The sequence below is a fragment of the Corynebacterium sp. genome (assembly GCF_030532715.1).
Classification (GTDB): Bacteria; Actinomycetota; Actinomycetes; order Mycobacteriales; family Mycobacteriaceae; genus Corynebacterium.
Window position 1 is genome coordinate 154,039 of record NZ_JAUNKO010000006.1, and the last position, 12,398, is coordinate 166,436.

Below are 12,398 nucleotides of genomic sequence, written 5' to 3' on the forward strand. Positions count from 1 at the left end.
CACGTTGCACAGCGCAACGGCAAGCGCCCGTAGCTCAACGGATAGAGCATCTGACTACGGATCAGAAGGTTAGGGGTTCGAATCCCTTCGGGCGCGCAACCATCACCCCCACGGAAGCATTTTCCGTGGGGGATTTTTGTTGCTCACCGGCGCCACGCAGACTCAGCCTTCGGTCCTTGCGCCTCCAAGTCCGACTATGCTCGGTGATCCGAGTGTTCAGTTTGCTATTTGCTAGTTGGTTGCCGAGTGAGGAGTTCTTAGGTTATGGGCGTGGAGGCAGAACTATTTGATCGGGTGCGTGCCCTGCAGGGGAAAACGCTGACGGTGGAGGATACGTGGCAGTTTTTGCGTCAGGCCGCTGAGTTGTTAGGTGGCCCGCCGTTGAAAGCGGTGGGGCCGAGAGTACGGTTCCGTTGGCTTGTGGGCGAACGTGTGATCCAGATTGGGGTTCGTCAAGCGTTCCGGAGCTCTTCGTTCGAGATCACCGTGGAGGCGTTTTGTTACGAAAACTTCATTAGCAATGAGTTTTCCGACCGTGAATGGGCATATCAATTTGAGGGGGACGCGCCGTATTGGTGGGAGAAAGAGATTGGGGATGTGCCGTCCCACCACCAGTTCTATCCAGGTGCGCCAGTCGTTCGCGATTGGGAGCAGTTCGATCAAAGTATCGGGGAGATTTTGCAGTATCTGCCTACCGATATTGCGGTGGCGCCACCGGAATGGTGGGAGGGGCTCAAGGTATTCAATCCAGAAAATGAGCCCTTGGACATTGTGTTTCAGTATGTGTGGAATATGGCGGAAGGGAAAAGCCCTTGCCTCGGGGTAGTGTTTTCGGCTTCGCGCCATGGCATAAGAATTGGTGCAGCTAGAAATTGCCGGCCGTTCGATGTGACCATTCCGAGGCGATTATTGGAATCCGGCGAGGTGCAGATGACGCGGGTGGTGGCAGGGTTTGCCGGCCCCGACACCACCGTAGATGAGATGAGGTTTTTCTGCGCTAGCGGTTTTGATGGGGCGTATCCGGTGACTCTCCGCGAGGGGCATGGGCCCAGTGGAGCACCGCACAAGAACCCGCTGCCAATCGATGATTTGGTCGAACTCATTGCGCAGTCCGAACAGGAACAACGGACTCCAGACGCTTCATCAAAGTCCCGCGTTCCGAAGTCCAAGAAAACGCATCGATACGCCCTCGCCCCCGAACAGGCTGCCGATTATCTGTTGGCGTACTTGCGGGATGGTGAATTTGAGCAGGGTACGCAGGGCGCGGGGTGGACCGTGCGCAGTGACCGTCGTCGTGGGGTGGAATTCGAAGTTTTGGCCGAATCGCTTGACGACGCCGCCCCAACTACAAGCGCCCCAACCGCCGGCGAGATGACTTCGTCGGAGTATATCGAGCGGTTGTTGGCGCGGTTAGAGCCGGAGTCGAATCGGGCGGAGGGGGTGTTCCATGTAGGCAGCGATTCGTCGGTGTCGGCGTTGCTGAAGTTTGACAAGCAGGGGCTATCGGTGTCGAGCTGGTTCGATGGCGACATTCGAATCAGTATTGATGAATTCGACTATTTGTGTTCCTGTCAGTTCACCTAGTGCTCCCGCCGCATCTGTGGTTAGAAGACCTCGATGCGGGCGCCGAGGTCCTCGGCTTGAATGAGTTGGTTGATCCAGCCTTTGCTGCCGGGCTGGAAGCGGATGACTGGCCGGTGGGATATGCCTTGGCCGCAGGTACGTCCAGGCGCATGCCCATTGCTGCGTCCACCGGATCGTGCCTCATAGCGGATGCGGGACCGGTAGCCGGCGTCGACGAGTTCTTCCACGCTGGGTTTTGCGGCGGCGAGGTTGGCGCGGGCGTCAACAAGCAGGGTGATGGCTTCGTCGATGGCGGTCAAGAGCGCGGTGTGGTTGGTTTCGCACATTGCGCGGACGAGGGAGGGGTTGGAGCCGGCGACGCGGGTACCGTCGCGGAAGCTACCCGCGGCTAGAGAGAGGGTGAGGGCGCCGCCGTTGTCGCCGATGATCGCTAAGGTTTCTGCAAGTATGTGCGGAAGGTGGGATATGCGTGCGACGGCGGCGTCGTGGTTGGCCACCCGGCAGGGGATCACTTCGGCCCCAACGCGCACAGCCATGTGTACGACGTCTTCCCAGAGACGTATCCAGGATTCGGAAGGCTCGCCGTCGATAGCGTGGTCGAAGGTGACTACCCACGCGGCGTCGCAAAAGAGGTTGCGTTGAGAGGCGGACCAGCCGCTGTCTGCGGTGCCCGCCATGGGGTGACCACCAACGTAGCGGTCCTCCATGCCGCGCTCGCATACGAGCTCATAAACCTCGCCTTTAACACTCACAACGTCCGTAAAACCGCACGTAGGTGCGTACTTATTCAGGGAGTCTAAGAGCGCCGGAATCGCTGGCATGGGGGTGGCTAATACGACGAGCGCGCCCTCGCTCTCGGCGCGGGCTAGGGTCTCCGGAAGGTTCGAACTTACGTCGAATCCTTCGTCGATTGCAACGCGCGCGGCGGAGGGGGAGCGCTGGAAACCGTATGCTGGGTGGCCGGAAGCGGCGAGGTCGCGCAGGAGGGATCCTCCGATCAAACCGAGGCCGATTATGCAGACGGGGCGGGAAATCGTAGTAGTGGTCACCTGACAAGTGTGGCACACACAGGCTACGGTTACGGATTATGAATGAGACCGAGACCCTCCTGGAACAGGCGTCGGAAGTGAATTTCGCGGTGACTGTGTGCCGCGTCCCCTCAGGCGCCTGGTTCGTCGCGGGTTTGGACACGGATTTTTCCAACATTGACGCCACGCTGGCCGCCGCCCGCACCGCGTGCGAACTTGGACATGTGTTCACAATGAGCTGCGTCGGTGAGGACTATTTCGTGCTGGCGCGCTATACGGAAAGCGGCGTTGAAATGTTGCTTTCGGATGCCTGCATGGCGGTAACCTGCCCGTACGCCGCTTCCGTATTAGAGAAAACGGGCGATTGCATTCCGGAACTTGGGGAGTGTGATTTCGCTGACCCTTACCCCGTGGGTAACCCCGCCCTGCTCGCTGACCTGGGCCTTTCTGCCGATACGATGTGCGCAATCGTAAACGACAACGAGCTGCTGCCCAGCGCGCAATTGCTTTGCGTGGCCGCGGAGCTTGGGTTCGCCTCGGAATTCGCACAAGCAACCGATTTGAACCTTGACTAGTTTGCCGCGCCCAGCCGCCGATCTTCGCAATGAAAGTGCGATGCGCCGCGCCTTGGAGGTCGCCCGCACCACCCCGCCTCTCGACGTCCCCGTGGGTGCGGTGATCTTCGCGCCCGACGGCCGCGAGCTAGCCGCCGCCACGAACCGGCGGGAGGCTGATTGCGACCCCACGGCCCACGCTGAAATCCTGGCGATACGGCAAGCGGTGCGGCTGCTTGGCGACGGCTGGCGGCTCACCGGTTGCACCATTGCCGTCACGCTGGAACCGTGCGCGATGTGCGCTGGCGCGTTGGTGGGCGCGCGCATTGGCACGATCCTATTCGGCGCCTGGGAGCCCAAGACCGGTGCCTGCGGCAGCGTATTCGATGTGGTCCGAGACCCTGCGGTGCTGCACCCCGTTGAGGTGCGCGGCGGGGTCCTCGAACAGGAATGCGCTGGTTTGCTCGCCGAATTCTTTCACCGTCACAGGTAACAAGCCGATATCAATGTGGAAGGATCCTTGGCGGATGCCGCGCTGCCTTCTCTACGCTGGGTGGTCCATTCTTCGATGAACTACTTGCAAGGAGTGTTCCATGGGCAATTTTGAAAACAAGGCAGAAAAGCTCGGCGGTAAGGCCAAGGAAACTTTCGGCGAGGCAGTCGGCGACGAGCGGATTGCGGACGAGGGCCGCGCGGACCAAACCAAGGCCGACGTGAAGGAGAAGATTTCGGAGGCCGGCGAATCCGTCAAGCATGCCGCCGACAAGGTGCTCGGGGCGTTCAGCAAGGATGATAAGCACTAGTTTCCACGCTGGTGATGTGGCCTGCTGATTTGGCGGAGCCGATGTCTGCCCGTTAAGCTACGTGGCGGTGGCGTGTCCGAGCGGCCGAAGGTGCTCGCCTCGAAAGCGAGTGTTGGGTAATCCCCAACCGGGGGTTCAAATCCCCCCGCCACCGCCATGCTGTTGAAGCACGCACAGCCCCCAGTGAGCGCAAGATGCTCGCCGGGGGCTGTTGCCGTTGCAGAAATAGTGCTGCAGGCGAAGCTTCGAACGGAGTAGGCTTTCGCTGTAACGGCCCAGTGGGGGCGCTGAACGCGTTGGTTGCTCCTACGTGTCGCTAGACTGTGAACGTTGTATTGATGCTGTCGAGTACCTGAGGAGTTTTCTTCGCCGTGGCCAAGCTGCTGTTCCGCATCGGCCGGTTCTCGTATCGCCGGAAATGGGCTGTCCTTGCATTATGGGCCGTTATTTTCGCCGCGATCGCTGGTTCGGCCTCGGCGTTTCAACGTGGCTTTGATGATGTGTTTACCATCCCAGGTACGCCTTCGCAGCAGGCTGCGGAATCCTTGGTGGAGTTGTTCCCGGACCAGAAGAATCCCTTGGAAGCTTCGGGTGTGAACCTCGTGTTCGCGGCTCCGGAGGGCCACCGTTTGGATGAGCCGAAGTATTCTCGCGCGATTGACACGGTGGTGCAGAAAATCGAGCAGGACTTGCCGAACTTGACGGATACCCGCAGGTTTGGCAATCCCGTGAAGGTCAGCCCGCAGTTGATGCAGGGCGTAATCGAGCAGGAGACCCAAACGGGGATGCCGCTGGCCGTCGCGGAGAAGGACGCCTATAACCTGCGCTTAGTTAGCGATGACGGACGCATCGGTTATACCTCCTTCGGTATCGACGTCCCGCGTCCCGCCGCCGTGACCGACGAGCATCGCCGCGTGATCAACGAGGCGATGCAGGCTGGCCGCGATCAGGGATTGCAGGTGGAAGGCGGCGGCGCCGCGTTCGGTGATCCATTGGTGATCAAATCCACCAGCGAGGCCATTGGCCTTGCCGTGGCGTTCCTAGTGCTGATTTTTACCTTTGGTTCGTTGATTGCCGCCGGGTTGCCGCTGGTAACGGCGGTGGTCGGCGTCGGTATTGGTAGCGCTTCCATTATTTTGGCCACTGCTTGGGCACCGTTGAACAACACCACCCCGGTGCTGGCGGTGATGCTTGGCCTTGCCGTGGGCATCGATTACGCCTTGTTTATTGTGTCGAGGTTTCGGGCGGAGTATCAACGCGCCCCCAGGGATGAGGCCGCCGGGATGGCGGTTGGCACGGCGGGTTCGGCGGTGGTGTTTGCCGGTTTGACGGTAATCATCGCGCTGGTTGCCCTGACTATTGTGAATATCCCGTTCCTTACCTACATGGGTTTGGCTGCCGCATTCACCGTGACCGTTGCGGTCTTGGTGGCGTTGACGTTGCTGCCGGCGTTGTTGGGCGTGGCGGGCCAGTACGCGTTTGGTGTGCGCCTGCCGGTGAAGCGTCGCCGCACCAAGCGCAGCGGTTTAGTGCGCCGGTCCAAGGGGCGCCTGTGGGTGGGGTTTGTGCATCGTTTCCCGGCGCTCGTGCTCACGGTGGTGGTGTTGGGTTTGGGTGCGTTAACCATCCCGGTGACGCGCATTGAACTAGCCCTGCCATCGGACACGATTTCGAATCTGGATACGACGCAGCGGAAGTCTGCGGATTTGATGAAGGAAGGTTTCGGCCCCGGCGTGAACGCCCCCTTCCTGCTGGTGGTGGACGCCGCCGACGTGGATACTGAGGCGCAGTCCCTGGCGCCCCTGGTGGGTATTCTGCGGGATGAGGCGAACCGCAAAGAGGAGCCTTTTAACAAAAAGGAGGCAGCGGCGGTCGCTTCCTTCCAGACGATTGTGCAGCAATTTGCTACGCATCCCGGGGTGAAGCACACGCAGATCATTGGCATTAGCGAGCCGGGGACTGCGGCGCAGATGCTGCTTACCCCGAATTACGGGCCGGAAGACCCGATGACCAGCCAGTTGATGTCCGCGTTGCGTGCCCGCGAGCATTCCATTGAGGATTCCACCGGGGTGCGCATTGGCATTACCGGGTTGACGCCGATTCAGCGAGACGTTACCCAAAAGCTCTCAGACGCCATGCCGATCTACCTCGCCATTGTGGTCGGCCTTGCCATTATTTTGTTGTTGGTGGTGTTCCGTTCGGTGATGGTGCCGGTGGTAGCAGGCTTGGGCTTTTTGCTATCGGTGGGTGCGGCGTTCGGCGTGACGGTGCTGTTTTGGCAGGAGGGCCTGTGGAACATGGTGAACACGCCCGGCCCGCTCATTTCCTTTATGCCTATCTTCCTGATTGGCGTTACGTTCGGCCTAGCCATGGACTACCAAGTATTCCTTGTGTCTCGTATGCGGGAGCACTACACCAAGATCGCGGGGCGCACCACGCACGCGGAGTACAACGTGGTGGAGGAGTCGATCATTGAGGGCTACACGCTTGGCGCCCGGGTGGTGACCTCAGCAGCGTTGATCATGATCGCCGTGTTCGTTGCCTTTATTGATCAACCGCTGCCGTTCATCAAGATTTTCGGTTTCGCCCTCGGCGCCGGCGTGTTTTTTGATGCGTTCTTTGTGCGCATGGGTCTCGTCCCAGCGGCGATGTTCCTGCTCGGCCGCGCCACCTGGTGGATCCCGTCCTGGCTGGATCGCATCCTGCCCGTGGTGGATGTGGAGGGCGCCGCGTTGGAAGATGAGTGGGAGCGGCTGCGGCAAGAACGGCAGCGAGTGGATACGGAACGATTGAGGGCGTTGCGGAACGGCTAGACTCGTTGTCCATGACCGAAGACACCACCTTTGAGCTGCACACGCGCCTCGATGCTTCACCGCACGGGCGTACGGGGATTATCCATACTCCGCACGGTGATATTGCCACGCCGGCGTTTATCCCGGTGGGCACGAAAGCCACCGTGAAAACTCTCACCCCGGAGCAGGTGCGCTCCACCGGGGCGCAGGCGGTGTTGGGGAACGCCTACCACCTGTATCTGCAGCCAGGGCCCGATATTGTGGACGCTGCTGGCGGGCTCGCGGCGTTTCAAAACTGGCACGGCCCCACGTACACGGATTCCGGTGGCTTTCAGGTGATGAGTCTCGGCGTGGGTTTTAAAAAGGTCCTCGCTATGGATACCAAGGGCCTCACCGAGGGCGACATACGTGCGAAACGTAAAGACCGCATGGCCAAGGTGGATGAAGACGGCGTGGATTTCCGCAGCGTACTCGACGGCTCAAAGCATCGCTTTACGCCCGAGGTTTCAATGCGCATCCAACACCAATTGGGTGCGGACATTATGTTCGCATTCGACGAGCTCACCACCCTGGTGGATACGCGCCGTTACCAGGAGGATTCCGTCGCCCGCACACACCGGTGGGCGCAACGTTGCCTTGACGAGCACCAGCGGCTCACCGATGCCCGCCCCGGCAAACCGTTGCAAAGTCTCTGGGGCGTGGTTCAGGGTGCCCAATACGAAGATTTACGACGCCGCGCCGCCCGCGGCCTCGTCGAACTTTCCGACGCCGCGGAGGCCGCCGGGCGCCGTGGATTCGGCGGCTACGGTATCGGTGGTGCGCTGGAAAAGGAAAACCTCGGCACCATTGTCGAGTGGGTGTGTGACGAACTGCCGGAGGATCGACCCCGCCACCTGCTGGGAATTTCCGAACCCGATGACCTGTTTACCGCTATCGAGGCAGGCGCCGACACCTTCGATTGCGTGGCGCCTACCCGCCTGGGCCGCCACGGCGGCGTCTACACCCTCGACGGCCGAGTGAACCTCACTCGTGCGGAATTCAAACGGGATTTTTCCCCAATTGACCACGAGGTCGGCGGGTATGTTTCCCAGAATTACTCCCGCGCCTACATCCACCACTTGCTACGCGCTAAGGAATACCTCGGCGGCACGCTGTGCACTCTGCACAACCTGCACTTCCTAGTGGGGCTTGTGGATAATATCCGCGCCGCAATCACCGGGGGCTATTATCAGGCTTACCGCGACGAATTCCTCGGCCGTTACTACGCCAACAAGCGCTAATTATTGGTGCACGGGCTCCGGCTGCTGCGCGGCCTGTGAGTAGTATCCTTCGCGGCGTTTCACCCACCGGATCGCCGCGTAGGTTACCGGCATCACCATGATCTCCACGGCGGTCTTCCAGAGGAAACCAAACAGCGTGTAATTCACGGTATCCGCAAACGTGCTAATGCCGATCGCGGGCGCCGCAATCAGGCAAAACACCAGGGTGTCCCCAAATTCACCGACCACCGTGGAGCCCAACAATCGAGCCCACAGGGAAGACTCCCCAGTTTTCTCCTTGAGCTTCACCAGCACCCACGAGTTCAGCAATTGGCCCACCAGGTAGCCCGCCAAGCTGGCCAACACGATTTGCGGCACCAACCCCAGCACCGCGCTGAATTGTTGCTGCTGCTCATAAAATTCGGCGGCGGGGAGCGCGATGGCGATGTAAAACGACACCACCGCCACAATGGTGACCACGAAACCCGTCCAAATGGCGCGGCGAGTCGCGCGGAAGCCAAAACACTCCGCCAGCACGTCGCCCACCACATAGGCGAGCGGGAACAAGAAGAAAGCGCCGTCCGTAATGATGGGGCCCAGCGCTACGGCCTTCGTGGCGGTGATATTGGAGATCACAAACACGGCCACAAAAAGCGCAAGAAGCACTGGGTACACACTTTGTTGTACTGGGATAAAACGCGCACTGCTGGACATAGGTGTAGATGATCCCACAGTGAGGCTAGCCAACACCACTCTGGTGACGGCTCCGCAGCAAGCTAGTCTTCGAGCACCAGTTCGGCGTCGGTGATGGCTAGGGGTTCCGCATTGCCCATCGCAAGCGGATGGAAATGCTGCGCGTTTTCGCCGACGGGGACGGCGAGCGCCTGGGCGTCGCTAATAAAGGTCAGTGCCAACAGCGACGCAAACTGGTTGAGCAACACCGTCGCCTCAAAGTGGTCAATATCGTCGGCCTCGGGAGCGTCCACCGTCAACAAACCGTACAACTTATCAGCGCTGCTCACAGGCATGGTGGCAAAGCACTCGTAGGCAAACTCCTCGCCTTTAAGCTCGGTGGTGTCGGACTCGTAGCGGCCCTCGTTGAGCCGCATAGCTAGCCGCAGTGACTCGTCGGCGGGCGTAAACACGCGATTCGAACGTTGGCTCTGGCGGCTGTCGTGCGCCCACGACGCGGCGCGCAACTCAACGGGGTCCGTATTGGTAACCAAAAATAGGTTTACCCGCACCCCGTTGCCCGGTCCCAGCCGGTCCTTCACCATGGCCAAAATACTGCGGCGAACGTTATTCAAACGAATTTCCCGCAACGTGTGGTCTTTCACGCTCAGCGTATCGCCCACATCCTGCGTTGCTTGGGTAAGTTCGCGCACAATGGATTCCAGCGCCGCCATCTGGGAGGCGCGCCGCTCCTGCTCCAGAACCTTCTTACGGCTATCCCGCAGGCGGCCCAACACCAATCCAAAAAATGCGACAACGCCGCACAGGATGGCAATGGGTAGACGCTCCGCGCCAGCGATCGCGGCCGCGGCGGAACCGAAAACCACCATTGCTTGGAACAGGAGCGGGTGAATAGTAGAGATGCGTTTCGCCCACTTTGGTTCCGGCAATACTGGGTCGTACGCCGCGCTTATGGTCTTAGGATTTCGGTTAAACATAAGCCCATAAGTAGCAGCGGCGCAGTCCAGCGGCAATAGGGGGTAGCCGTTTACTGAAGGTATCGTGAGCGCGCAATAGAGAAACTATGAATTGCGCACTTCAGGAGTGATTGTTGCAGTGTCGGTAGTGGTTGCGGGAGTGCGGTCCAAAATCTTGGAAATATCGTAGCCGGTAGCGTCCTTGACCAACTGCAAGGTTTGCGTCAGGTTATCCGTAACCTGACGGGGAATAGCGCTCGCGCCCTCCGTGGACACCACGGTCAGCTTATCGATGTTACCCATCGGTGCAGCGACCTTCTCAGCGATCTGCGGCAGTACCTCAATCAGCATTTGCAGCGTCGCTGCCTCGTTGTAGTGCGCAAAGGCTTCCGCCCGTTTGTTCATGGCTTCGGCCTCGGCCTGGCCAATTGCAAGGATGGCCGCGGCTTTCGCTTCACCTTCTGCACGGGTGGCCTCCGCCTCCGCGATACGGCGCGCCTTTTCTGACTCACCGCGCTTCGCACCCTCAATGGCGTTCGCTTCCGCGAGTGCAGAGCGGCGAGACTTTTCACCCACACCTTCGAGACGGGCTTTCTCCGCGTCCGCCTCCGCGTTCGCAATAGCGGCGGCCTTGCGGGCTTCGGCGTCGAAAATCGCCGAGTTACGACGCCCCTCCGCCTCCGTTTCCACCTGGTACCGATGAGCGTCGGCAGGGCGGCGAACCTCTGTATCCAACTGCCGTTCCTTCAGCGCAGCCTGTGCCACGGCGACCTTTTCCTGCTCCATCAAAATCGCCTGGTCGCGGTCCGCTTGAGCTAACGGCCCCGACGCCGCAGCACGAGCCCGCGCAGCATCCGTTTCAGCCTGAATCTCCGCCTGCTTCAGCACCAGAGCGCGGCGAGAAATAGCAACCTCCTGCTCCGCCGCAATCTGCGCCTGCTGCGCCTCCCGCGTAGCCTCCGCTTCCGCAACCGCAGCGAGCCGGCCAACCTTCGCCGACTCCGGGCGGCCCAAATCGTTCAGGTACGTGCCGTCATCCGTGATGTCCTGAATCTGGAACGTATCAAGCACAAGACCCTGGCCCGTGAGGGAAGCCTCCGACTCATCCGTCACCCGCTGCGCGAACGCCGCGCGGTCCCGAATAATCTGCTCCACCGTGAGCGAACCAACGATTGAACGGAGAGAACCAGCGAGGGTTTCCTGCGTAAACGTTTCAATCTCGTCCTGCTGTGCCAAGAAGCGCTGCGCCGCGGCCCGAATCGAATCCTCGTTCCCGCCAACTTTAACGATGGCGACGCCCTCCACGTTGAGCTTGATGCCTTGACCCGACACCGCATTGCGGATCGTCACCATGATGCGGCGGGACGATAAATCAAGAATATGCAGCCGCTGGATAAACGGGATCACAAACACCCCGCCACCCATGACCACCTTCTGGCCACTCAAATCCGTGGAAATCAAACCAGTCTCCGGATTGTGAACCGCTTTGCCGCGGCGGCCAGTGATAATAAACGCCTCGTTTGGCTTTGCCACGCGGTAACGGCTGGCAATAAGCAAACCCACGAACACCATAACGGCAAACAGGCCTACTATAGCTACAATCGCATCCAAAATAATGCCTTTCGTAATATGAAGATATGTGTATGTGAGGCTTTCAGGGGAGCGTGTTGAGCGAAACTACCTCGACGGCAGTAGGTGAAACAATCGATACAACCCACACTTCAGCACCTGACGAAACAGGCTCCGAGGAACGCGCCGCAATCTTGCGCATGTGACCGCCGACGCGAATCTTGATTTCCCCATAACCATCGGCAGGGATGGCAGTAATTACACGGCCACTATGGCCAACCATGGAATCGGAGCGGAAACTCACCTCGTCCTCACCGGACTTCAGTGCGCGGGTCAACCGCAGTGCGCCCGCAGTTGCAATCGCGCCAATGACAAAGCCAATGATCGAAGCCCACGTCACGTCGCCGGTCAGCGACAACCCAAGGGCGCCGCCAAATCCAAACGCGCCCAAAAACGCGGCAACACTGGATACTGAAAACAGATCATTATCAATTACATCTAGGTTCAGCAGGCCATCCAGCAAATCGCCGACGAGCAACGAAACAATGACCAAGGCGAGACCAATGCTGCCAATGATGATGAATGTGGTCACACTTGCCCCCTTTCGGCACCCCTAATTATATGGAAAACATACGCTTTTTCCATATAGTCCTCAGAAAGTTACCCCCTGGTGACGGTAAAGTTGGGGGCACAATGTGGTTTTGATCTTGGTTGCCGATTAAACATGAGCAAACCCCCAGCAGGATGTTGATCCTGCTGGGGGTTTGCAAGTGGCGGAGGATAGGGGATTTGAACCCCTGAGGGATTGCTCCCAACACGCGTTCCAGGCGTGCGACATAGGCCGCTAGTCGAATCCTCCAGTAAACATGACACCCAAGCGGGCGTTGTGTTCCTCAAAGACTGTACACGTCGGACTTTGAAAACGCCAAACTACTGGTGAGGGGTGGTTGTCGGGGGCGTCGATAGGCGGGGTGTGCTAGAGTCTTCCGCAGGACCCCGTGCGGCGTGAATCTTGTGAACTCCCCCAGGGCAGGAATGCAGCAAGGGTCAGCGAGCTCTGACGGGTGCGCGGGGTCCCCTTACTTTACGTTCAGCCTCCACGCGAGTGGGGGTATTTTTGTGTGTTGTGTAGGGCTAGTACTGGGGTGGGGTTACAGCTA

At 59.6% G+C, this 12,398-nt stretch carries 11 protein-coding genes, 3 tRNA genes and 1 other RNA gene; 9 read left to right on the forward strand and 6 right to left on the reverse strand.

Features of this window, described 5'->3' with window-relative positions:
- Positions 1-23: 23 nt before the first annotated feature.
- Positions 24-96, forward strand: a tRNA-Arg gene (locus tag Q4D83_RS10530).
- A gap of 174 nt (positions 97-270) precedes the next feature.
- Positions 271-1,584, forward strand: coding sequence for a hypothetical protein (locus Q4D83_RS10535; RefSeq protein ID WP_303175264.1), 1,314 nt, complete (start codon positions 271-273; stop codon positions 1,582-1,584).
- A 20-nt stretch (positions 1,585-1,604) separates the two neighbouring features.
- Here the strand turns inward: Q4D83_RS10535 and Q4D83_RS10540 are convergent, their stop codons facing one another.
- On the reverse strand, positions 1,605-2,633 hold the full coding sequence (locus Q4D83_RS10540; RefSeq protein WP_303175265.1) for a prephenate dehydrogenase: 1,029 nt from the start codon (positions 2,631-2,633) through the stop codon (positions 1,605-1,607).
- A 38-nt stretch (positions 2,634-2,671) separates the two neighbouring features.
- Here Q4D83_RS10540 and Q4D83_RS10545 point away from each other — a divergent pair, with 38 nt between their 5' ends.
- From Q4D83_RS10545 to tgt, 6 genes are all read left to right on the forward strand, one after another.
- The gene (locus Q4D83_RS10545; RefSeq protein ID WP_303175266.1) at positions 2,672-3,187 is read left to right on the forward strand and encodes a tRNA adenosine deaminase-associated protein; all 516 of its coding nucleotides are present in this window, start codon (positions 2,672-2,674) and stop codon (positions 3,185-3,187) included.
- A 40-nt stretch (positions 3,188-3,227) separates the two neighbouring features.
- A complete protein-coding gene (locus Q4D83_RS10550) occupies positions 3,228-3,659 on the forward strand; it encodes a nucleoside deaminase (protein WP_303175364.1) in 432 nt (143 codons plus the stop codon).
- 100 nt (positions 3,660-3,759) lie between these two features.
- Complete coding sequence (locus Q4D83_RS10555; RefSeq protein ID WP_303175267.1) at positions 3,760-3,969, forward strand: CsbD family protein; 210 nt, start codon at positions 3,760-3,762, stop codon at positions 3,967-3,969.
- A 66-nt stretch (positions 3,970-4,035) separates the two neighbouring features.
- Positions 4,036-4,126 (forward strand) — tRNA-Ser (locus Q4D83_RS10560).
- A 214-nt stretch (positions 4,127-4,340) separates the two neighbouring features.
- Positions 4,341-6,782, forward strand: a complete 2,442-nt coding sequence (locus Q4D83_RS10565; protein ID WP_303175268.1) for an MMPL family transporter — start codon at positions 4,341-4,343, stop codon at positions 6,780-6,782.
- Between the two features lie 11 nt (positions 6,783-6,793).
- A complete protein-coding gene (gene tgt / locus Q4D83_RS10570) occupies positions 6,794-8,041 on the forward strand; it encodes a tRNA guanosine(34) transglycosylase Tgt (RefSeq protein ID WP_303175269.1) in 1,248 nt (415 codons plus the stop codon).
- Here tgt and Q4D83_RS10575 read toward each other — a convergent pair whose 3' ends face one another.
- The 5 genes from Q4D83_RS10575 to Q4D83_RS10595 form a co-directional block, all read right to left on the reverse strand.
- Positions 8,042-8,734 (reverse strand): queuosine precursor transporter, encoded by a 693-nt coding sequence (locus Q4D83_RS10575; protein WP_303175270.1) that lies wholly within the window; start codon positions 8,732-8,734, stop codon positions 8,042-8,044. It abuts the gene before it with no gap.
- 62 nt (positions 8,735-8,796) lie between these two features.
- Positions 8,797-9,690: a hypothetical protein gene (locus Q4D83_RS10580; RefSeq protein WP_303175271.1), complete on the reverse strand. Its 894-nt coding sequence runs from the start codon at positions 9,688-9,690 to the stop codon at positions 8,797-8,799.
- Positions 9,691-9,774: 84 nt separating this feature from the next.
- Complete coding sequence (locus Q4D83_RS10585; protein WP_303175272.1) at positions 9,775-11,232, reverse strand: flotillin family protein; 1,458 nt, start codon at positions 11,230-11,232, stop codon at positions 9,775-9,777.
- A gap of 91 nt (positions 11,233-11,323) precedes the next feature.
- Positions 11,324-11,830 carry an NfeD family protein gene (locus Q4D83_RS10590; protein WP_303175273.1) on the reverse strand — a complete coding sequence of 169 codons (507 nt, stop codon included), beginning with the start codon at positions 11,828-11,830 and terminating at the stop codon, positions 11,324-11,326.
- A 179-nt stretch (positions 11,831-12,009) separates the two neighbouring features.
- Positions 12,010-12,097, reverse strand: a tRNA-Ser gene (locus Q4D83_RS10595).
- Positions 12,098-12,225: 128 nt separating this feature from the next.
- On the opposite strand from Q4D83_RS10595, the gene ffs reads away from it, so the two are divergent.
- An RNA gene (gene ffs, locus Q4D83_RS10600) (signal recognition particle sRNA small type) lies at positions 12,226-12,322 on the forward strand.
- Positions 12,323-12,398: the final 76 nt, after the last annotated feature.